Origin of the sequence: Alistipes sp. AF14-19 (assembly GCF_003461645.1) — a bacterium.
GTDB lineage: Bacteria > Bacteroidota > Bacteroidia > Bacteroidales > Rikenellaceae > Alistipes > Alistipes shahii.
On sequence record NZ_QTXM01000018.1, the window covers coordinates 1 to 19,875 of the forward strand.

Consider the following 19,875-nt stretch of genomic DNA (forward strand, 5'->3'; position numbering starts at 1 on the left):
TCACGTTTCTATGAATAATAGAGCGAAAGAAACGAGGTAACGATTTGGAAACCGAAACCTCGTTTAACATTACCTTATTCTACTTTTTCTCTAAAACAAAGGCACTGAAGAAAAGTGTATAATTATTTGATTATCTTTTGCTTTACACTTTTTTACACCTCTGTTTTTTATCCCCGGAAATCTCCGGGAGGGCGGGGCTGTTTTGCCGGAGATCGGTGTCAGTGTTTGTAGGTTGTTTCAGATATGGTTATAATATCCGTGCCATAATGCACCTCCCGGTTTTCGCAAGTGAGGGATTTGTTCCCATATACGTAGTTGCGGGTCTCCCAGACGAGCTTACCTTCCGCTTCGTACGTAATTCCGTTGAGGCGTCCCCGGTAATCGTAACTGTAATGTCTTACCCAATCCCATGGGCGTTCGGCCGTTTCTTCGGCAGCCAGACAGCCGTGAATAAGCAGTTTCGTCAGTTCATCGTCGGAGTATGTGATTATGTATTTGCTTACAGCCGATACTTCGCCTGTATTCTTGAGCCAATATTTGTCACAGATTACCAGTTTTCCGTCGTAGGTGTATTTTGTTTCGGATACTTTACTATTCCCTCTGGAATATTCCAAACTGTGGACCAGCCGTTCCTGCTGGTCGTATTCGTTGCAAATCCGTTGGATGATATGGTCGTCCTTGTCCGTTATCCGTTCTTCCAAAACCTTTTCGAGAGCGTCATCCAGATAAGTGCGTTTGAATTTTTGCGAATTCCACAGGGTTTCACCGGCCCATGTTTTTTCCGTGTATGTCACCGTTTTGCCGTCATATACGTAGTCCGAAGTTGTCGTTTCCGTAACGCCGTCTCTCGAGTTCCGGGTTCCGGTCAGCCGATCTTTTGCGTCGTAGGTGTACGTTATCACATATGTACTCTGCTCTCCTCCGGGATCGGTTCTGTGAAGGGTCGTTGTCAGCGGGTGTGTCCATTTAGAGTCGTCTGTGTTCTCTCCGTCCTCTTTTTCACAACCTGAAGCAAGCAGCAATATCGCCGCAGCCAGGTAAAAGCGTCCTTGTTTCATGGCTCGAAATTTTAACGATTATAAGGGCTGTATTATGGGCATATCCACCTGCCGGCAACCCGCCCGCCGGACTGTGACACGGGTCATTCCAGCGTCCGGGCGTCCTTGAAATAGATCTCCAGCAACTCCTTGGCGGCGATGAACGATGAGATTTTGTCCTCCAGCACGCGTTTCTCGTACGCTCCGATGCACGCCTCCACGGCCGGGTCGCGGTAGAAACTTCCGCGCAGCGCCTCGTTGATCGACTCGTACATCCAGTATTTGTTCTGCCGGTTGCGGTTGTGCTGGAAATAGCCGTTTTTCTGAATGTGGTCGAGGTACTCCTCCACGCCTTTCCAGACCTCCTCCAGCCCCGTCCGGGCCACCGCCGACGAGGTGTAGACCTTGGGCCGCCATCCCGATTCGGGTACGGGGAAAAGCCTCAAGGCCCCCTGGAACTGGGTCTGTGCCAGTTCGGCCTTGTGTATGTTCTCTCCGTCGGCCTTGGTGATGACCATCAGGTCGGCCATCTCCATGATGCCGCGCTTGATGCCTTGCAGTTCGTCTCCCGCACCGGAAATCTGCAATAGCATGAAGAGGTCCACCATCGAGTGCACGGCGGTTTCCGACTGTCCGACGCCCACCGTTTCGATGAAGATGACGTCGAATCCCGCGGCCTCGCACAGCACGATCGTCTCGCGAGTCTTTCGGGCCACTCCGCCGAGCGATCCCGCCGAGGGCGAGGGCCTCACGAAGACCGAAGGGTTGTTGCAGATGCTCTCCATGCGGGTTTTGTCGCCGAGAATCGAGCCGCCGCTGCGCTCCGACGAAGGGTCTATGGCCAGCACCGCCAGCTTGTGGCGCAGCCCCGCGACCATGTTGCCGATGGCTTCGATGAAGGTTGATTTGCCGGCTCCCGGGACGCCCGTGATGCCTATGCGGACCGATTTCCCGGCGTGCGGGAGGCACGCTTCGATGATCTCCTGCGCCTGTGCATAGTGGTTGGGGTTTGACGATTCGACGAGCGTGATGGCCTGCGAGAGGGTGGTGATATTGCCCGCGAGAATGCCCTCGACGTACTCTCCGGTGGAGAGAGCGCGCTTCTTGCGCCGCTTGAAGTAGGGGCTTACTATCGGTTGTTCTTCAACGCCTTGCGTGACGTTGAGGGCTGTGTCGTGATGCGTGTCTGCGTACTCTTTTTCGTAATGGTCTATCCTGGTGAACGACATGGTGTGTCAGCGTGTTGATTGTTCGATCAGTTTTTCGTTGATTTGCAGGGAATTGCCCATCCAGAGGGTGCGGTTCTTGGCGTCGGTCAGCACGCCGAACGGCAGGTAGCTGACGCCGAACGCCGTGAAACTCTTTTCGGCGTTGAGGCCCACGGAGATCCGTTCCGAGAGGTAGGGGCGCAGCAGCGGGGCTATTTTCGCGGGGTCCTCCTTCGTCACGACGATCACGCGCAGTTTGGTACCCGATTTGCCCGTGATTTCCTTCAGGCGTTCGAGCGAGGTTTTGCACGCGGGATTCGTCGAATGGAAAAATTCGATGTAGGTCGTCGGGGCCGGTTCGGGCTGGCGGTTGTCGAGCCACGTCTGGATTTTGAGTTCGGGAACGCGTTCGCCGAGGGCGATGTTCTGGGCCGTGGCTCCCGCGGATGCGAAACCTGCGGCCAACAGCCATATAAGCAGCACTTTCTTCATAAGAGAGCCTTGTTTTATTCGATAAAGATAACAATTATTTGGCATATGGACCAATTTTTTAGAATCAAGTTATGAAAATAGGACTCGACACGGCTCCCGCCGCACTCCGCGGGACTTACTTCCAGCACCTCGCCAGCGTGCTGGCGCGCTACGCTCCGGAGCATGAATATATCATTGGCGCAGAGGTGAATGATGGTGTTGACCTCTACCACGGCTTTAGGTCGTCGCTGCCGTTGTCCGTGCATCTGCGGCGCGTGCCTTCGGTGATGACGGTCCCGAATCTCAATTTCCTGCGCTATCCGCATCTCTATACGTTTGCCGAACGGCTTTTCGTCCTGACGCTCTACCGCCGTGCGCTCCGGCGGGCGGGCCGGGTCATCACGGTCAGCGCTCCGGCCCGCGAGGAGCTGTCGGAACGCCTCAATATCGACCCTTCGAAGATCGAGGTCATGGTGCCGCTGGCGGTTCCGGCTCCGCGCGGAAATCCATCTCAAGCGGAACTTGAACACGTGCGCCGCAAGTATGCTCTTCCAGAGCATTTTATATTGATGATAGGGACCGTCGAGCCGCGGCACAACCATCAGGCGGTTTTCGCGGCTCTGGCCGACGCTGCGTCCCCGGCCGGGGTGGTCGTCTGCGGCCGCCGCACGGCCTGGTCCGACTATCTGCTGGGCTATGCCCGCGCCCGCCGCATCGCCGCACGGGTGGATTTCATCTACGAACTGACCCCTTCGGACCTTCCGGCGCTGTTCCGTCTGGCGCGGGTCTTCGCCTATCTGCCCGACGCCGATGCCGAGGCGTCGGTCGTCCCCGTGGTCGAGGCCCTGCGGGCGGGTTTGCCGATGGTCTTGAGCGACACGCAGGTCAATCGCGAAGCCGCCGGAGAGGCCGCCGCCTATGTGCGTCCGGAGGCGCGGGGCGAGGTTCTCGCGGCGCTCGAAAACGCGTTGGAAGACGTGTCGTGGCGCCGCACGATGCAGGAGCGCGAACGCCGCCGCGCCGAACTGTTCTCCGAATACGCCGTGGCGGAACGGCTGATGCAGATTTACACGTCGCTGTAACCCCGGCTTTCAAACCGCAGGCCGCCGGAGGCTCCGCCGGAACGAATCGCCTTTCCGGACATTTCCTGCGAATTCCGAACCCGAAGTTATTGCCAAAAAAAGTACTCCGAATTTTGGCGGTTCTGAAAGATTCGTCTATCTTTGTGTTCGCAAAATAACAACGAACGAAACAACATACGAATATCCACTAACTTAAATTTAAATTTTGCTATGAAAGTTTCTCATATCGAGCATCTTGGCGTTGCCGTGAAGAGTCTCGACGAGGCGATTCCCTACTGGGAGAACGTATTGGGCCTGAAGTGCTATGCCATCGAGGAGGTCGCCGACCAGAAGGTCCGCACGGCGTTCTTCATGCTGGGGCAGACCAAGATCGAATTGCTGGAGCCGACTTCGGAGGATTCGACGATCGCAAAGTACATCGAGAACCGCGGCGTCGGCATTCACCACATGGCGCTGGCCTGCGAAAACATCGAGGAGCAGCTCGCCGACGCGGAGGCCAAGGGCATCCGTCTGATCGACAAGACCCCCCGCAAGGGCGCCGAGGGCATGACCATCGCCTTCCTGCACCCGAAATCGACCCAGGGCATTCTGACGGAGCTTTGCGAAAACAAAAACAAATAGGATTATGAGCCAGATACAGGAAAAGATCAACAAACTGATCGAGAACCGCGAAACCGCGCGTCTCGGCGGCGGCCAGAAGGCGATCGACAAACAGCACGATAAGGGCAAGTACACGGCCCGCGAGCGTATTCAGATGCTCCTCGACGAAGGTTCGTTCGAGGAGTTCGATATGTTTGTGACCCACCGCTGCTACGATTTCGGCATGGATCGCAAGCACACCTTCGGCGACGGCGTGGTGACGGGTTACGGCACGATCGACGGACGTCTGGTTTATGTCTTCGCACAGGATTTCACCGTGACGGCCGGTTCGCTGTCGCTGTCGATGTCCGACAAGATCTGCAAGGTGATGGACATGGCCATGCGCAACGGCGCGCCCTGCATCGGCATGAACGACTCGGGCGGCGCGCGTATCCAGGAGGGCGTCAACGCCCTGGCCGGTTACGCCAACATCTTCCAGCGCAACGTGATGTCGTCGGGCGTCATTCCGCAGATTTCGGCCATCTTCGGCCCCTGCGCAGGCGGTGCGGTCTATTCGCCCGCGCTGACCGACTTCATCATTATGAAGAAGGAGACCTCGAACATGTTCCTCACCGGCCCGAAGGTCGTGAAGACCGTGACGGGCGAGGACGTGACGCAGGAGCAGCTGGGCGGCGCCCTGATGCACACCACCAAGTCGGGCGTGGCGCAGTTCGCCGTCGACACCGAGGAGGAGGGTATCGGGCTGATCAAGAAGCTGATCTCCTACATGCCGCAGAACAACATGGAGGACGCTCCGCTGGCCGTCTGCACCGATAAGATCACCCGTCTGGAGGATTCGCTCAACGAGATCATTCCCGACAGCGCCAACAAGCCCTACGACATGACCGAGGTGATCAAGGCCATCGTCGACAACGGCGAGTTCCTCGAATCGGCCGCAGGCTATGCCAAGAACATCATCACCTGCTTCGCGCGTTTCAACGGCCAGTCGGTGGGCATCATCGCCAACCAGCCCAAGTTCATGGCCGGCGTGCTGGACATCAACGCCAGCCGCAAGGCTGCGCGCTTCGTGCGTTTCTGCGACGCGTTCAACATCCCGATCGTGACGCTGGTGGACGTTCCGGGCTTCCTGCCGGGTACGACCCAGGAGTACGGCGGCGTGATCACCCACGGCGCGAAGCTGCTGTTCGCCTACTGCGAGGCCACCGTGCCGAAGATCACTGTGACGCTGCGCAAGGCTTACGGAGGCGCATACATCGTCATGTCGTCGAAGCACATCCGCGGCGACATCAACTACGCATGGCCGACGGCCGAGATCGCCGTGATGGGCGCCAGCGGCGCCGTCGAGGTGCTCTACGGCAAGGAGCTGAAGGAGCTGGCCGACAAACCGGAGGAGAAGGCGAAGTTCATCGCCGAGAAGGAGCAGGAGTACAACGACAAGTTCTCCAACCCCTACAACGCCGCACGCTACGGCTATATCGACGACGTGATCGAGCCGCGCAACACGCGTTTCCGTGTGATCCGCGCCTTGCAGTCGCTGGCTACGAAGCGTTTGCAGAACCCCGCGAAGAAACATTCGAACATTCCTCTCTAACAGACTGAAAAGATGACAATACTGACAGTTATGAACTGGGGATGGTCCGAGATACTCTGGGTGTCGCTGATCGGGTTCAGCCTGGTGTTTATCCTGCTAGTGGCGCTGATCTTCATTATGAAGGCCTTCGGGGCCTGCTTCCGGGTCCGTCCGGCGAGCGGCAGGAAGGTCGACGCCCAGCCGATGATCAGCGAGGAGGAGATCGCAGCCATCGCTACGGCGCTCAAGATCTACAAGGGCGCCCTGCACGACCGCGAGTCCGAGGTGCTGACCATTCTCAACATCAAGCGGGCCTATTCGCCCTGGAATTCGAAAATTCACGGTTTAACCCAGCTTCCCGACCGGAGATAGGACCCTGCGTCGGAACAAGACAACCCAAAAAAGAAAATGAAAGATTACTCTTTGAAAATCAACGGACATAATTACAACGTCCAGATCGACGACGTGAACGAGGCCTCGACGGTAGCGCACGTCGTGGTCAACGGCGTGGATTACGAAGTCGAGATCGAGGGCGCGAAAGCCTCGACGGTCTCCAAACCCCAGGTGTCCCCGGCCCCCAAGTCGGCCAACAGCGCCATGATCACTCCCTCGACGGCCACTCCTTCGCCGCGCATCGCTCCCGCGCCTTCGACGTCGGGTTCCAGCGTGAAATGCCCGCTGCCGGGCACCGTGTTGAGCGTGAAGGTGGCCGTGGGCGATACCGTCGCGGCAGGACAGACGCTCGTCGTGCTCGAAGCCATGAAGATGGAGAACAACATCGACGCCGACCGCGCCGGTGTCGTGAAGCAGATTCTCGTGCAGCAGGGCGCTACGGTCATGGAAGGCGACGTTTTAATCGTAATCGGGTAGGACTATGTGGAATGCATTGACTTCCAGCTCCAATTTCGTGCTGGAAAGCCTTGAAACCTTTGCCGAATCGACGGGCGTGGCCGGTCTGATAGCCAACATGGGGTGGGGCAGTCTGATTATGATCTGTGTGGCCTTCTTTCTGCTGTACCTGGCCATCAAACATAAGTTCGAACCGCTGCTGCTGCTGACCATCGCGTTCGGCATGCTGCTGACGAACCTTCCCGGAGCGAACCTCTACCATACGGAACTTTTTGCCGGGGGGCACGTCCACTGGGATATTTTCGTCGCCCAGGCGGGACTCCTCGATTACCTCTATCTGGGCGTGAAGCTCGGCATCTATCCCTGCCTTATCTTCGTGGGCGTGGGCGCCATGACCGACTTCGGCCCGTTGATCGCCAACCCCAAGAGCTTCCTGCTGGGAGCCGCGGCGCAGCTTGGTATTTTCCTCACGTTCATCGGCGCTTATGCGCTCGGATTCTCGCCAGCCGAGGCCGGTTCGATCGGCATCATCGGCGGCGCCGACGGTCCCACGTCGATCTACCTGACCGCGATTCTGGCTCCCGAGCTGCTCGGCCCGATCGCCGTGGCCGCCTACTCCTACATGGCCCTCGTGCCGGTGATCCAGCCGCCGATCATGCGCATGCTGACCACCGAGAAGGAGCGTAAGATCAAGATGCGCCAGCTGCGTCCGGTGTCGAAGACCGAGAAGATCCTCTTCCCGCTGATCATCACCGTGATCATCGCGCTGCTGCTGCCGTCGGCCGCTCCGCTCGTCGGCTGTCTCATGCTGGGCAACCTGATGAAGGAGTGCGGCGTGGTGGACCGTCTGTCGAAGACGGTGCAGAACGAACTGATGAACATTGTCGTCATCTTCCTGGGTCTCACGGTGGGAGCTACGGCTACGGCCGAGGCGTTCCTCAATCCGCGGACGCTGTTCATCCTCGTGCTGGGCGTGATCGCCTTCGCGATGGGAACCGCCGGCGGCGTGCTGCTCGCCAAGGTGATGAACTTCTTCTCGAAGGGCGACAACAAGATCAATCCGCTGATCGGTTCGGCCGGCGTTTCGGCCGTCCCGATGGCCGCCCGCGTGTCGCAGACCGAGGGCCAGAAGGCCGATCCCTCGAACTTCCTGCTGATGCACGCCATGGGTCCCAACGTGGCCGGCGTGGTCGGTTCGGCGGTCGCCGCGGGCATTCTGCTTTCGTTCCTCGGATAGGGAATCGCGTTCCGGGCCGCACGGCCCGATACGGTTGCAAGAGGGTTTCGGTTCGCCGGACCCTCTTTTTTGCGCCTGTGCCGTTGCAAGTCTCGCATTTTTCGCTATATTTATGAAACCTAAAACTCCTGCCTTATTATGAAACGCTTGTTTATGGTGCTTTTCGGCCTTGCGTCGCTGCATGCGGCTGCGACCGCCGCGAAAACCGCCGGAGAGGAAAAGACCCCCGGAAAAAACGCCGGTGCGGCGGCCAGCCTTTGGCCCGAAAAGATGGACCCCTCTTTTCAGGGAAGCCGTCCGGAATGCTTCAAAATCTGGGTGATCCGCAACCTGCGGTTTCCGGCCGATCGCTACGATGTCGGGGATGAGGCGAAGGTTGAAGTTGTGTTCGCCATCGACAAAAACGGGACGCTGACCGATCTGAAGGTCACGCATTGCGAGGAGCGGCATTTTGCCGACCGGCTCTGCAAGACGATCGCCCTGTCGCCGAAATGGTCGCCCGGACGGACGAAGGGGAAACCTGTAAAAACGGAGCTGGAGATGCGATTCGTCTTCCGGCTGGTCGCCCCTCCTGCGGGACAGGAGGAGCTGGGGCTTTGCGCCGAGGAGTGCGACATCCATACGACGGCCGATAGGATGCCCCTGTTCTGCGGCGCGGTCCGGACGGGTTTCGTGCGTGGGTGCAGCGGCAGGTCGACAGCCTGATGGGTCCGGGTGCGCTCACGGAGCCGCGGAAACTGATCCTGCGGTTTGTCGTCGGAAAGGACGGGCGGGTGACTCCTGCCCCCAAACCGAAATACCGGGACGAGGATGCTTTGGAACAGACGGTGCGTCAGGCCATTGCCGCGGCTCCTGCGTGGACTCCGGCGACGATTGACGGAGAGCGGGTTCGTTTCGGGGTCTCGATGCCGGTCGCCTTCGGTCCCGGGGCCGCCGGAGCGGAATACAGCGATAAAGACGCTTACCGGGTGGTCGAGGTCATGCCGAAGTTCTTCGGAGGCGGGCTGGATAAATTCCGGAGTTGGGTGATGGCTGAAGTGAGGTACCCGTCGGACATGCTGAAACGGGGCGTGCAGGGGCGTGTGGTCGCGGCATTCGTCGTCGACAAGGAGGGGCGGATTACGATGGTGGAGATCCTCGAGTCGCCGCATCCGCAATTTTCGGAAGCGGTCGCTCGCGTGCTTGGACGTGCGCCGCGGTGGACGCCGGGCAGGCAGGACGGTGCGCTCGTCCGGGTGGAATACACGCTGCCGGTCGATTTCAAAATTCGCTCGGAACTGCGGTTCCCGAGCGGCGCCGCCGGCCGGAACCGGGGTTCATCCCGTTCGTATTGACACAGCCGCCCGCCTGCCGCCTGCCTGCCAAGGGCGCCCGCTAACGCCGCGCTCCTGCTTCGGAATGCCGCAACTCTCCTGAATACGGGGCCGTTGCGGTTTTTTTGCGCGGTTTTCGATTTTGATTTTCATTTGTTTTTGCAGATCAGAAACTTTTTCGTACCTTTGCGCACCCGCAATGTGCGGGGAACGGATTACAATAAGTTAAATTAAACGTAAAAACAGTGGATTCATTAAGCTACAAGACTATCTCGGCGAACGCTGCGACCGTCACCAAGGAATGGGTGGTGATCGACGCTACGAACGAGGTATTGGGACGTCTTGCATCGCAGGTCGCGAAGATCCTCCGAGGCAAGAACAAGCCCAGCTACACACCCCACGTCGACTGTGGTGACTACGTCATCGTCATCAACGCGGAGAAGGTGAAGCTCACGGGCAACAAAATGACCGACAAGGTCTACACGCGTCACACCGGATACCCCGGCGGCCAGCGTTTCGCTACGCCTGCCGACTATCTGGCAAAGAAACCGACCTTCCTCATCGAGAAGGCCGTCAAAGGCATGCTGCCCAAGACCCGTCTGGGCGACAAGCTGCTGTCGAACCTGAAGGTCTATGCCGGCGCAGAGCATCCTCACGCCGCACAGAACCCGAAGACTATTAAATTAAACGAGATTAAGTAAGAGTTATGGAAGTTGTAAACACCGTAGGTCGTCGTAAGGCCGCTGTGGCTCGCGTATACGTGAAGCCGGGCAAGGGTCAGATTACAATCAACCGCAAAGCGCTTGAAGTTTACTTCCCGCTCGAAATTCTCCAGTACCAGGTGAAGCAGCCCCTGCTGGCCACCAACACGGCGGAGAATTACGACATCGTCATCAACCTCGATGGCGGTGGTATTACGGGACAGGCTTCGGCCGCTCGTCTGGGCATCGCACGCGCACTGTGCGAAATCGACGCGGAGATGCGTCCGGTGCTGAAGAAGGCCGGATTCCTCACGCGCGATTCCCGCGAGGTTGAGCGTAAGAAGCCCGGTCAGCCCGGTGCACGCCGCAAGTTCCAGTTCAGCAAGCGTTAATACGCACGACCGGAATTTCGGCAACGCACGGCGACGGTTCTCAAACCACATGGATACTTATTATATATTGGGAATTTTTCATTTTTAATTCTTAATTTTTAATTAGTCTACTATCTGGTTGCCGCGCCGCGGAAAACTCCCCGGGACCGGCCAGGCCGCTACCCGGAGGGTTGAAGAAAAGAGAATTAAAATTAATCAACGAATTGAATTAAAATGTCACGTACAGATTTTAATACATTATTGGAAGCCGGTGCGCACTTCGGTCACCTGAAGCGCAAATGGAACCCCAAAATGGCTCCTTACATCTTCATGGAGAAGAACGGCATCCACATCATCGACCTGCACAAAACCGTCCTGAAGATCGATGAGGCTGCTGCGGCCATCAAGCAGATCGCCAAGAGCGGTCGCCGCGTGCTGTTCGTAGCGACCAAGAAACAGGCCAAGGACATTGTTGCCGAAAAGGTGGCAGCCGTCGGTATGCCTTACGTCACCGAGCGTTGGGCCGGCGGTATGCTGACAAACTTCCCCACCATACGTAAAGCCGTCAAGAAAATGTCCACCATCGACAAGATGGCGACCGACGGCACGTTCGATAATTTCTCCAAGCGCGAAAAACTCCAGATCTCCCGCCAGCGTGCGAAACTGGAGAAGAACCTCGGCTCGATCGCCGACCTGACGCGTCTTCCGGCGGCTCTGTTCGTCGTCGACGTACAGAAGGAGGCCAACGCCGTGAAGGAGGCCAAACGCCTCAGCATCCCCGTATTTGCAATGGTAGACACTTGTTGTGATCCGACCGACATTGATTACGTTATCCCTGCAAATGACGATGCCACCAAGTCGATCGCCGTGGTTCTCGAAGCCATGTGCGCCGCTATCGCCGAGGGCACCGAGGAGCGCAAGCTCGAAAAGGAGAAGGAGGCACAGGAGGCTGACGCCGAGGGTGCAACCGTTAAGAAGGAGGGCAAGCCCCGCATCAAGAAGGCCGTGAAGGCTGCGATTGATGCCGAGGAGGCTGCCGTGGCAGAGGTTGTCGCCGCTGTCGAGACTCCCTACGAGGAGCCTGCTGCCGCTCCCGCAGAAGCAGCCGAAGTTGTTGCTGAAGCAGCCGAGACCGCCGAGGAAAAGGCAGAATAATTGTATTTACGAACCTTATAGAGAAAGGACAAGATTATGGAAATCAAAGCTGCTGATGTAATGAAGCTCCGCAAGATGACCGGCGCCGGTATGATGGACTGCAAGAAGGCCCTCATCGAAGCCGAAGGTGATTTTGCCCGCGCTCAGGACATTATCCGCGAGAAAGGTAAGCTCATCGTCGCCAAGCGCGCCGACCGCACCGCTACCGAGGGTGTCGTCGTTACGAAGATCGTAGGCCAGAAGGCTTACATCCTCTGCCTGGCGTGCGAGACCGACTTCGTGGCCCAGAACTCCGAGTATTCGGCTTCGGCCGAGGCCATGCTGGAGGTCGCCGTGAAGAACGACGCTGCCGACCGCGATGCGCTGATGGCTGCGAAAAACGCAGAGGGCCGCACCGTCGAGGAGATGGTGACCGAGAAATCGGGTCAGACGGGCGAGAAGATCGAGCTGGCTTACTACGGCCGCATCGAGGCTCCCTACTGCGCCGCTTACGTGCACTTCAACAAGAAGCTGGGTACGATCCTGGGCTTCAACAAGGAGATTCCCGCCGAGGTCGCACACACCGTGACCATGCAGGCTACGGCCATGGCTCCCGTTTCGATCTCGGAGGCGGACTGCCCCGCAGAGGTTGTGGAGCACGAGCGCAAGATCGCCGTGGAGGCCATGAAGCAGGACCCCAAGAACGCCAACAAACCCGAGGCCATTCTGGAGAAGATCGCCGAAGGCAAGATGCGCAAGTTCTTCGAGGAGAACACGCTGCTGGCCCAGCCGGTGGTAGGCGAGAAGGAGTCGATCGCCGACTACATCCACAAGGCCGACAAGGATGCCACGGTCGTGGCTTACAAGCGGTTCGCTCTGGGCGAATAGTCCAGGCCGATTTATGTGAAAACAGACCGGAGCGATCCGGTCTGTTTTTTTGTTGCCATTTGCGGTTCTCCGCAGGAACCACGGCGGATATTTCCGCACATCCCTCGAAATCCCCGGACGGGACGCACTCCGGCGTTACCCGTCCGGGGATTTTCTCTCCCGGTCTCTTCCGTGGGCTGCCGTAAAAAAGCAGGGCTGTCGAAAGCCCTGCCTTTTTCATTTCCAGCCCGAATGCCAGAGCACGCGCAGCACCTGCCGTCGCAGCCAGGGCGGGATCGCGAGCCAGAGGCGCGACCGGAGCTGCCAGCCGGGGGAGTCGCAGCCGACGACGCGGCCCGAGGCGCGGATGATCCGGACGGCGATGCCGGCGACGTCGCGTGTCGTGCACTGTTCCGTGATGCGGTAGTTCCCGTCGCCCGCGAGTGTGAGGCGGTCGCCGTCGCGGCGGACGATGCGGTGGAGGATGTGGCGGCCGCAGCAGCGGAACAGCACCACGTCGCCCGGTCGCAGGCGCGCGGGGTCGGTGCAGGGCGTCAGCACGACCTGGTCGCGCTCGCTGCGCAGCAGGGGCCGCATGCTGTGGCCCTTCATGCGGATCTGAACCTCGCGGCCTTCGGAGAGCATCGCCTCGACCTCGGCGAAGAAGAGTTGGTTGGGGAGCAGGATCATAGCGTCGCGTCGTTGAAAACCGTTCGGCAGGCGAGCTGCGCCGCCGCCGCGTCGGGCAGGCACTCCAGGTGGTAGACGGGAACCTGTGCGATCAGCCGGGAGAGCAGGCCGCAGGTGTCGTCCGAAAGCCGTTCGTCGCGGGCGAAGGCCGGGGGTGCGGAGGGGAGCAACGCTCCGATGGACTCGATCGGCCGCAGGCGGCGGATGCGGTTGTGCGGGGCTTGCGAGAGCCGTACGACGGCGGCTATCGGGCAGCTCTCGTTGCGGTAGCAGGGCGTTTTGCCGCTCCACGGCGATCCGTGGACGAGGGCTTCGCTGTCCGTGGCCCGGATGATCGGACTGTCGTCGTTGAGCAGTTCCGCACCCGGGATATGCTCCCGCCACAGCCGCGTGTGGGTGCTTTTGCCTGTTCCCGATTCGCCGAGGAACAGCACTCCCCGGCCGCGGTAGCTGATCACCGAGGAGTGGAAGGCCACGGCTCCGAGGGGCAGCGCCGCGATGTTGAAAAGGATCCAGACCCCGAACCGGAACAGCGCGGGATTGTGTCCGGGGGTGATGTCGCTCCGGGCCGCCGCCGCGCCGTAGGCCATGCGGTAGCGGGCCGGGGCGCTGCCGTCGCGGGGCGTCATTTCGAGCAGGTAGCCCGCCGCGTCGGTCCCGAAACGGCAGTCGGCGTCGGCGTCGGGAAACTCGAAGATGTCGAGTTCGCGGTAATCGGCTTCGGCCGGAATCCGGGGGACGATTTCCAGCGCGAGGTCCGCAGGGCCGGCGCCGAGTGTCAGGAACGGGCGCAGGGCCCGGGTGAAATGCTCTCCCGTGCAGGCGTCGGGCAGGGAGACGCGGATATTGGCGATCGTATAATTCATAAAGCGGTTGTTAGCGTTCATTTTTTTTCGCGCCGGCGGTGCAAGGATATACTCTGCCGTACGAGCCGGGTGAATCGTAGGCCCTCTCCCTCGCTGGGAGTGGGTCGCGGCTGGCAGATGGGAATAAGGGACGGCTTCCGGTTCTTCATCTTATTTTTCCAGCGTTATGATTCGGTCGCAGTATTCGAGCGAGGTTTCGCGGTGGGCGATCACCAGCAGCGTAAGGCCCGGATTCCGTGCGGCGATCGCGGCGATCGAACGGTTGATCTCCCCTTCGGTGCGGCTGTCGAGCGCCGAGGTCGCCTCGTCGAAGAAAAGCACGTCGGCGCGGCGGTAGAGGGCGCGTGCGATGCCGATGCGCTGCCGCTGTCCGCCCGAGAGGCGGCTGCCGCATTCGCCGACGGGGGTGTCGATCCCCAGGGGCAGCGAAGCGATGAATTCGCCCAGCTGGGCCGCTTCGAGGGCTTCGGTGACCCGCCGGCGGTTGATTTCGGCGGCCGGGACGCCCGGTGCGACGTTGGCCGCGAATGTTCCGTCGGTGAGGAACAGACGCTGCGAGACATAGCCGATGCGGTTCTGCCATGCCCGGCGGTTTGCGGCGGTGAGGGGCGTGCCGTCGACGGCGATTTCTCCCGACGTGGGTTCGTAAAGGCCCAGCAGGAGGTTGAAAAGGGTGGTCTTGCCTGCGCCCGACGCCCCGCGGATGCCGATGCGTTCGCCCTTGCGGATGGTCAGCGTGAGGCCGTGGAAAAGCTCCCGGCTCTCTTCGGTGAAGCGGAACGAGAGGTTGCGGACCGAGATTTCGCGCTCGAAGGGCAGCGTTTCGCGCGTCGGGACCCCGGGGTGCGCGGAGGCCGGCTCGTGGAGGGCCGCTTCGCGCAGGATGGGGATGGTGTAGCGGTTGTAGCGGATCGTGGCCCAGCCCGACATGATGCCGCGCACGGAGGGCATCAGCCGCAGGGCCGCCACGGCGAAGACGCCGAACAGCAGCTGCGACTGCCCGCCGCCGAAGCTCACGGCCGCCAGCAGGGCCATGCCCACGGCAAGCCCGATCTCGGTGAAGAGTTGGGGCAGCTGGCCGATGTCGGCCTCGCGCGAGCGGGTGCGCACCACTTCGTCCATCGTGCGGTCGAAGGCGCGGAGCATCCCCGGGAAGGCGTCGCTCAACTCGATGTCGGCGTATCCCCGGAAGGTCTCGGCCACGAGGCGCGACTTCTCGCGCTGGGCGCGGTTCTCCTGTTCGCCGTAACGGTTGATGCGGTTGCGGACCAGCGCGTAGTAGAGCCACACCGCGGGGAGGAAGATCACGACGGAGAGCAGCGCCGCGAGGGGCGTGTAGAGAGCCAGCGAGGCGAACAGCAGGACGAAGAGCATCGCCTCGGCGATCATCGCGGCGGCGGGGCGCAGGACCCCGGCGGCGAATGCCAGGCAGACGACGTTGACGTTGCGCGCCAGCACCGAGGAGTTCGAATTGTTGATGAAGGCCAGACCCCGGTCGTGGTAGGCGATGTAGAGGCGGCGCGAAAGGGTGCGGTAGAGGTCGTAGATGTAGCGGCGTTCGGCGCGTGCCAGCAGGAAGTTGACGCCGCATTTGAGGACGATGAACCCCACGACGGCCCCGCAGACCGCGAGTGCGAACGTGCGCGGCGAGGCGACGCCCGACCAGACGTAGACCGTCGCCAGCGGCCCGTCGCCCTCGAATCCCGCGGGGTCGAGCACCAGCGTCAGCACCGGCAGCAGGGCCGCGAGTCCCGCCAGGTTCAGCACGGCGCGCAGCACGAGGGTCGCGGCGATGCGGAGACCCCGGCGGCGGAATGCGGCGGGAAGGCTTCGGAGGATGCTTCTCATGGCTCCACTTTTTCGATTTTACCCAGTTTCACATACCACAGATACCCCTCGGCCGGGGCATAACCCATTTCGCCCAGCAGGCGGAGGTATTCGCGCATTTGCCGGCGGTGGCGTTCGGCGTCGCGCAGGCCGAACTTGTAGTCGACGACGACGACCCGGCGTCCGTCGATCATCACGCGGTCGGGACGCCGCGTCGACCCTCTTCCGGGGATGATGATTTCGTTTTCGTTGCGCACGCGCTCCCAGCCTCCGCCGAACCATTCGCGCACCTCGGGGTGTTCCAAGGCCCGGGCGATCATCTGCCGCAGGGTCGCGGCATCGGCTTCGGACAGCGTGCCGTCGGCCTGCATGCCGCGCACGGCCTCGTGGATTCCGGCCTCGTCGTCGGCCTGCTCGAAGGCCCTGTGCATCAGGATGCCGAGGTTCCGGGGCGAGAGCTCGACCTCGCCGCCGTCCTCGAAATAGCGTTGCGAGGGGAGCCGCAGCCGCAGGTCGGCCTGCGCCGTGGGGTACTCCTCCAGAATGACGTGCTCGGCCTCGGAGCGTTTCGAACCGCCCGCGACGGGGCCTGCGAACTCCCCGAAAGCGAAGTGTTCGCCCGCTTCGTCGATGGTGCAGCGGCCTTCGAAGTCGCCCAGCAGGGCCTTGTCGCCGTCGGTTGCGATGCTCTGGAGCAGCAGCCCCCCGACCGTGCGGCCGCCCTTCTGCGGGATGAAGACGTGCAGCGACTCGGCGGCGCGCGTGAGGGCCACGTACAGCAGGTTGACGTTGTCGACGTGGGCGTAGACCAGCTCGCGGTAGTACTCCGACGAGAAGCCCGATTCGGCCATCGCCTTCTTGTACTTCACCGGGAAGCGGCCGATCGCTTCGGCTCCGTCGCCGCGCGCCTCGGCCCAGACGATGTTCTGCACCGTACCGCTCGACTTGGGGTCCGGCGACCACGAGCAGTAGGGGATGAGCACGGCCCGCTTTTCAAGCCCCTTGGCCTTGTGGATGGTGGTGATCTCGACCGTCGTGGCGCTCTCCTCGACCGACAGCGAGCGGTTTTTGCCCGTCTCCTCCCACCAGCGGAGGAACAGCGCTATGTCGGCGATTTTCGTCGCGCAGAACGAGATGATCTGCTCGTGGATGGCCTGGAGGTAGGCCGTCTGCCGACGGTCGCCTTGCAGGGCGTGCCGCATGACGATCCGCTCGAACGCCTCCTCGGGCGACAGGAGCCGCACCGAGCGGAAAAAATCGCGTTCCGAATCGTCGAGCGGCCGGTCGAACGGGCGGCCGAGGTAGTGGTTGTAGACGGCGCGCGAGAGCGAGTCGTCGGGGTTGAGCGCCAGCCGCAGGGCCGCGGCGATGAACGAGCTGACGGGGGCGTTGCCCACGATCAGAGCCTCCTGGGTCATCACGTCGAAACGGTAGCGCGGGTCTTTGTTGCGGCGTTTGAAGTCGAGCAGTTCGGCGGCGACCTTCGCGCCGTCGGTGGCCCCGCGCACGAGGATCATAATGTCGCACGGCCGGAATCTCTTGTCGATCAGCGCGCAGATGCGCTCCACGACGGGCGGCCGCTCGGCGAAGGTCTCGACCGAGACGTAGCCCGGGTGTTCGGCCTTGCGGCGCGGGAGCTGGGCATGTCCGCGGTAGGCGTCGGCGAGGGTGTCGCGCAGCGCGGCGGCCTCCGCGGGATCGACGGAACCCTCCTCGGAGGCCTTTGCGAGGGTTTCGTTCAGCGCACGGTTGTCCGCGGCGACGATCCGTTCGATGATGCGGTTGTTGAAGGCGACCACCGCGGGGAGGCTCCGCCAGTTCTCCCGCAGCACCTCGACTTGGGTGTCGCCCGCGCCCAGCGCCTGCTGGGCCTCGCCGTGGAGGATTTTCCAGTCGCCGCCCCGCCAGCGGTAGATCGACTGCTTGATGTCGCCCACGATCAGCACCGAGGTCTCCTCCGACTGCGCCATGGCGTTTTGCAGCAGGGGCAGGAAGTTTTCCCACTCCTTCAGGGAGGTGTCCTGGAATTCGTCGATCATAAAACGCTCGAAACGGTTGCCCACCTTCTCGTAGATGAACGGCGCGTCGTTGTGGCCGATGAACTCCGAGAGGACGTATTTGGTTTCCGAGAGGAGCATCATGTTCTGCTCGTCGCACAGCTGCTGCACCCGCTTGTAGAGGTCCGACAGCAGGGCGAAGCTGCGGTAGTTCTCCTTCAGCAGGTCGCAGGTGTTCCAGCTCTTGCGGTTGGCGTCGTAGATGTCGCACATTTCGCGCAGCAGGGGTTGCAGCTCGGGGGCCAGCGCCTGCGCGGGCGATCCCTTGGCGCCCCAGCCCTCGGGCGCGGCGGCCATCTTGGCCACCGTCGCGCCGTAGGGTTTCAGTTCGCCCGCGGCGACGGTGAAGAAATAATTGGCGAAGCTGCGGCTCTTGCCCGAAAAGTCGGCGGCCGTAAGTCCGGCCCGGGAGATGATCGCAACGGCCCGGGCGGCGGTCTGCTGCAATTGCTTTTTGGTCGCCTCGGCCTGCGCCGCGGCGCGCGATACGATCCGGCCCAGTTCCTCGCGCGACCGCGGCACCGACAGCGCGTCCTTGTTCTTTTCCTTGAACAACTCGCCGCCGAGCGAAAGGATGCCGTCGCGGATGTCCCATTTGCGGCCTTCGTCGATGCGCTCCTGCACGAACTCCGTGAGCCAGCGTTGCAGGTCGCGGTCGACGGTGATCTGCTCGATGAGCGTGTCGGCGCCCTTCGACAGCACCGACGCCGTCTCGATCTCGACGTTGTAATTGAGGTCGATGCCCAGCTCCTTGATGAAGGCCCGCAGGATGCGCTGGAAGAAGGTGTCGATCGTCAGCACCGTGAAGCGCGAGTAGTCGTGCAGGATTTTCGAACGCACCTCGGCGGCGCGTTTGCGCACCGAACGCTCGTCGAGCGACAGCTCGCGGCAGAGGTTTTCCAGATAGGGGCTTGCGCCTCCCGAGGCCAGACGGTGGATCTCCTTCAGGATGCGCGATTTCATCTCCTCGGTGGCCTTGTTCGTGAAGGTCACGGCGAGGATGTGGCGGTAGAGGCCCGGCTGGTCGATCACGTCGCGGACGTATTTGTAGGCCAGCTGGTAGGTTTTTCCCGATCCGGCGCTTGCATTCAGAATCTTCGCTCTCACTGTCCGAAATTTCGTTTTAATGGGTAAAAATACAAAACAAATCCCGAACTTCGCAATAATTTTGTAATTTAGCGGAGCTAAAACAAGATCTTGTTATGAAGAAAATGATTCTGACGGCCGTGATGCTGGCCGCCGCAGCGCTCTGCCGGGCGCAGCAGCCCGCCGAAACCGGGGAACGCCGCGAATGGCTCACGTCGTTTACAGCCGTCGAAGTGTCGGCGCCGCTCGACGTCAAATTCGTGCAGGTTCCCGACACCGAAGCCCCCAAGATCGTCTACGACACCAAAGGTTCCTATACGACCAAATTCCGCGCCGAGGTGAAGGACAAGGTGCTGCGCATCACGGAACGCTCCGACGCCCGCCGGCCCGACCGCACTTCGGTGACGGTTTATTACAATTCGCTGGAGCGCGTCGCCATTGCCGACGCCGTGGCGACGTTCGACAGCACGCTGGTGGCCACGGTCCTCGACCTGACCGTGGGCGGCATGGCGCAGGTGACGGCCCGGATGGATGTCAAGGACCTGAAAATGGAGCTTACGGGCAAGAGCACGGCGACGCTGACGGGCGCGGTGCGCTACCTTTCGCTGTTCGTCTCGACCGGAAAACTCGAAGCAGCGGGGCTGGAGGTGATGGCCGCCGAGGCCAACGTCACCAGTTCGGGCGTTGCTGCGCTGTGGGTGACCGACCGTTTCCAGGGCAAGACCTCGACCGGGGGCAAGATCACCTACAAGGGCGCTCCGCCCATTGTGCGCAGCGGCGCGAAGTTCATGGGCGGCGACATCACAAGGGTGGAGTGATTCGCAATTCATAATTCATAATTCACAATTTTGACTTTGCTGAAGTCGGTTTTGAACGTCTGCAAACTAAATTATTGTGAATTGTGAATTT

20 protein-coding genes are annotated in these 19,875 nt (G+C 60.8%); 13 read left to right on the plus strand and 7 right to left on the minus strand.

Going from position 1 to position 19,875, the window contains the following annotated elements; translation table 11 throughout:
- Positions 1 to 218 precede the first annotated feature (218 nt).
- From DWW03_RS13095 to DWW03_RS13105, 3 genes are all read right to left on the minus strand, one after another.
- Positions 219 to 1,058, minus strand: a complete 840-nt coding sequence (locus DWW03_RS13095) for a hypothetical protein (protein WP_022061037.1) — start codon at positions 1,056 to 1,058, stop codon at positions 219 to 221.
- Positions 1,059 to 1,141: 83 nt separating this feature from the next.
- Entirely contained in the window at positions 1,142 to 2,266 is a 1,125-nt protein-coding gene (gene meaB, locus DWW03_RS13100) for a methylmalonyl Co-A mutase-associated GTPase MeaB (protein WP_022061036.1), read from the minus strand.
- A 6-nt stretch (positions 2,267 to 2,272) separates the two neighbouring features.
- Entirely contained in the window at positions 2,273 to 2,737 is a 465-nt protein-coding gene (locus DWW03_RS13105) for a hypothetical protein (protein ID WP_015545983.1), read from the minus strand.
- Between the two features lie 71 nt (positions 2,738 to 2,808).
- Between DWW03_RS13105 and DWW03_RS13110 the strand changes: the two genes are divergently transcribed.
- The 12 genes from DWW03_RS13110 (at position 2,809) to tsf (ending at position 12,461) form a co-directional block, all read left to right on the plus strand.
- Positions 2,809 to 3,798 carry a glycosyltransferase gene (locus DWW03_RS13110; protein WP_022061035.1) on the plus strand — a complete coding sequence of 330 codons (990 nt, stop codon included), beginning with the start codon at positions 2,809 to 2,811 and terminating at the stop codon, positions 3,796 to 3,798.
- A 210-nt stretch (positions 3,799 to 4,008) separates the two neighbouring features.
- The gene (gene mce, locus DWW03_RS13115; protein WP_022061034.1) at positions 4,009 to 4,419 is read left to right on the plus strand and encodes a methylmalonyl-CoA epimerase; all 411 of its coding nucleotides are present in this window, start codon (positions 4,009 to 4,011) and stop codon (positions 4,417 to 4,419) included.
- A gap of 4 nt (positions 4,420 to 4,423) precedes the next feature.
- On the plus strand, positions 4,424 to 5,989 hold the full coding sequence (locus DWW03_RS13120; RefSeq protein ID WP_015545985.1) for an acyl-CoA carboxylase subunit beta: 1,566 nt from the start codon (positions 4,424 to 4,426) through the stop codon (positions 5,987 to 5,989).
- A 30-nt stretch (positions 5,990 to 6,019) separates the two neighbouring features.
- The gene (locus DWW03_RS13125; RefSeq protein ID WP_015545986.1) at positions 6,020 to 6,340 is read left to right on the plus strand and encodes an OadG family protein; all 321 of its coding nucleotides are present in this window, start codon (positions 6,020 to 6,022) and stop codon (positions 6,338 to 6,340) included.
- A 36-nt stretch (positions 6,341 to 6,376) separates the two neighbouring features.
- Positions 6,377 to 6,838 carry a biotin/lipoyl-containing protein gene (locus DWW03_RS13130; protein ID WP_015545987.1) on the plus strand — a complete coding sequence of 154 codons (462 nt, stop codon included), beginning with the start codon at positions 6,377 to 6,379 and terminating at the stop codon, positions 6,836 to 6,838.
- A gap of 4 nt (positions 6,839 to 6,842) precedes the next feature.
- Positions 6,843 to 8,054 carry a sodium ion-translocating decarboxylase subunit beta gene (locus DWW03_RS13135; RefSeq protein WP_022061033.1) on the plus strand — a complete coding sequence of 404 codons (1,212 nt, stop codon included), beginning with the start codon at positions 6,843 to 6,845 and terminating at the stop codon, positions 8,052 to 8,054.
- Between the two features lie 138 nt (positions 8,055 to 8,192).
- Positions 8,193 to 8,759 carry an energy transducer TonB gene (locus tag DWW03_RS13140; protein ID WP_022061032.1) on the plus strand — a complete coding sequence of 189 codons (567 nt, stop codon included), beginning with the start codon at positions 8,193 to 8,195 and terminating at the stop codon, positions 8,757 to 8,759.
- Entirely contained in the window at positions 8,735 to 9,388 is a 654-nt protein-coding gene (locus DWW03_RS13145; RefSeq protein WP_138265530.1) for an energy transducer TonB, read from the plus strand. The genes DWW03_RS13140 and DWW03_RS13145 overlap by 25 nt, the downstream gene beginning before the upstream one ends.
- A 224-nt stretch (positions 9,389 to 9,612) precedes the next feature.
- A complete protein-coding gene (rplM, locus tag DWW03_RS13150) occupies positions 9,613 to 10,068 on the plus strand; it encodes a 50S ribosomal protein L13 (RefSeq protein ID WP_022061030.1) in 456 nt (151 codons plus the stop codon).
- Between the two features lie 5 nt (positions 10,069 to 10,073).
- The gene (rpsI, locus tag DWW03_RS13155; protein ID WP_022061029.1) at positions 10,074 to 10,460 is read left to right on the plus strand and encodes a 30S ribosomal protein S9; all 387 of its coding nucleotides are present in this window, start codon (positions 10,074 to 10,076) and stop codon (positions 10,458 to 10,460) included.
- A gap of 213 nt (positions 10,461 to 10,673) precedes the next feature.
- Entirely contained in the window at positions 10,674 to 11,594 is a 921-nt protein-coding gene (gene rpsB, locus DWW03_RS13160) for a 30S ribosomal protein S2 (protein ID WP_022061028.1), read from the plus strand.
- A 36-nt stretch (positions 11,595 to 11,630) separates the two neighbouring features.
- Positions 11,631 to 12,461: a translation elongation factor Ts gene (gene tsf / locus DWW03_RS13165; protein WP_118406845.1), complete on the plus strand. Its 831-nt coding sequence runs from the start codon at positions 11,631 to 11,633 to the stop codon at positions 12,459 to 12,461.
- Positions 12,462 to 12,677: 216 nt separating this feature from the next.
- Here the strand turns inward: tsf and DWW03_RS13170 are convergent, their stop codons facing one another.
- From DWW03_RS13170 to DWW03_RS13185, 4 genes are all read right to left on the minus strand, one after another.
- Positions 12,678 to 13,130: a S24/S26 family peptidase gene (locus DWW03_RS13170; protein WP_118406846.1), complete on the minus strand. Its 453-nt coding sequence runs from the start codon at positions 13,128 to 13,130 to the stop codon at positions 12,678 to 12,680.
- Positions 13,127 to 14,017 (minus strand): hypothetical protein, encoded by an 891-nt coding sequence (locus tag DWW03_RS13175; RefSeq protein ID WP_240046642.1) that lies wholly within the window; start codon positions 14,015 to 14,017, stop codon positions 13,127 to 13,129. Before DWW03_RS13175 ends, DWW03_RS13170 begins: the two co-directional genes overlap by 4 nt.
- Before the next feature lie 129 nt (positions 14,018 to 14,146).
- Complete coding sequence (locus tag DWW03_RS13180) at positions 14,147 to 15,844, minus strand: ABC transporter ATP-binding protein (protein ID WP_118406847.1); 1,698 nt, start codon at positions 15,842 to 15,844, stop codon at positions 14,147 to 14,149.
- Positions 15,841 to 18,987, minus strand: a complete 3,147-nt coding sequence (locus DWW03_RS13185; RefSeq protein ID WP_118406848.1) for a UvrD-helicase domain-containing protein — start codon at positions 18,985 to 18,987, stop codon at positions 15,841 to 15,843. The genes DWW03_RS13180 and DWW03_RS13185 overlap by 4 nt, the downstream gene beginning before the upstream one ends.
- A gap of 95 nt (positions 18,988 to 19,082) precedes the next feature.
- Between DWW03_RS13185 and DWW03_RS13190 the strand changes: the two genes are divergently transcribed.
- Positions 19,083 to 19,784, plus strand: a complete 702-nt coding sequence (locus tag DWW03_RS13190) for a GIN domain-containing protein (RefSeq protein ID WP_015545995.1) — start codon at positions 19,083 to 19,085, stop codon at positions 19,782 to 19,784.
- Positions 19,785 to 19,875: the final 91 nt, after the last annotated feature.

Excerpts from the sequence above, each read along its gene's own strand:
- rpsI (WP_022061029.1), top strand. The coding sequence starts at position 10,074 with ATGGAAGTTGTAAACACCGTAGGTCGTCGTAAGGCCGCTGTGGCTCGC.
- DWW03_RS13140 (WP_022061032.1), top strand. The coding sequence starts at position 8,193 with ATGAAACGCTTGTTTATGGTGCTTTTCGGCCTTGCGTCGCTGCATGCG.
- DWW03_RS13170 (WP_118406846.1), bottom strand. The coding sequence starts at position 13,130 with ATGATCCTGCTCCCCAACCAACTCTTCTTCGCCGAGGTCGAGGCGATG.
- DWW03_RS13110 (WP_022061035.1), top strand. The coding sequence starts at position 2,809 with ATGAAAATAGGACTCGACACGGCTCCCGCCGCACTCCGCGGGACTTAC.
- rpsB (WP_022061028.1), top strand. The coding sequence starts at position 10,674 with ATGTCACGTACAGATTTTAATACATTATTGGAAGCCGGTGCGCACTTC.
- DWW03_RS13180 (WP_118406847.1), bottom strand. The coding sequence starts at position 15,844 with ATGAGAAGCATCCTCCGAAGCCTTCCCGCCGCATTCCGCCGCCGGGGT.
- DWW03_RS13130 (WP_015545987.1), top strand. The coding sequence starts at position 6,377 with ATGAAAGATTACTCTTTGAAAATCAACGGACATAATTACAACGTCCAG.
- DWW03_RS13105 (WP_015545983.1), bottom strand. The coding sequence starts at position 2,737 with ATGAAGAAAGTGCTGCTTATATGGCTGTTGGCCGCAGGTTTCGCATCC.
- meaB (WP_022061036.1), bottom strand. The coding sequence starts at position 2,266 with ATGTCGTTCACCAGGATAGACCATTACGAAAAAGAGTACGCAGACACG.
- DWW03_RS13120 (WP_015545985.1), top strand. The coding sequence starts at position 4,424 with ATGAGCCAGATACAGGAAAAGATCAACAAACTGATCGAGAACCGCGAA.
- DWW03_RS13175 (WP_240046642.1), bottom strand. The coding sequence starts at position 14,017 with ATGAACGCTAACAACCGCTTTATGAATTATACGATCGCCAATATCCGC.
- DWW03_RS13190 (WP_015545995.1), top strand. The coding sequence starts at position 19,083 with ATGAAGAAAATGATTCTGACGGCCGTGATGCTGGCCGCCGCAGCGCTC.
- DWW03_RS13095 (WP_022061037.1), bottom strand. The coding sequence starts at position 1,058 with ATGAAACAAGGACGCTTTTACCTGGCTGCGGCGATATTGCTGCTTGCT.
- mce (WP_022061034.1), top strand. The coding sequence starts at position 4,009 with ATGAAAGTTTCTCATATCGAGCATCTTGGCGTTGCCGTGAAGAGTCTC.
- DWW03_RS13135 (WP_022061033.1), top strand. The coding sequence starts at position 6,843 with ATGTGGAATGCATTGACTTCCAGCTCCAATTTCGTGCTGGAAAGCCTT.
- DWW03_RS13125 (WP_015545986.1), top strand. The coding sequence starts at position 6,020 with ATGAACTGGGGATGGTCCGAGATACTCTGGGTGTCGCTGATCGGGTTC.
- tsf (WP_118406845.1), top strand. The coding sequence starts at position 11,631 with ATGGAAATCAAAGCTGCTGATGTAATGAAGCTCCGCAAGATGACCGGC.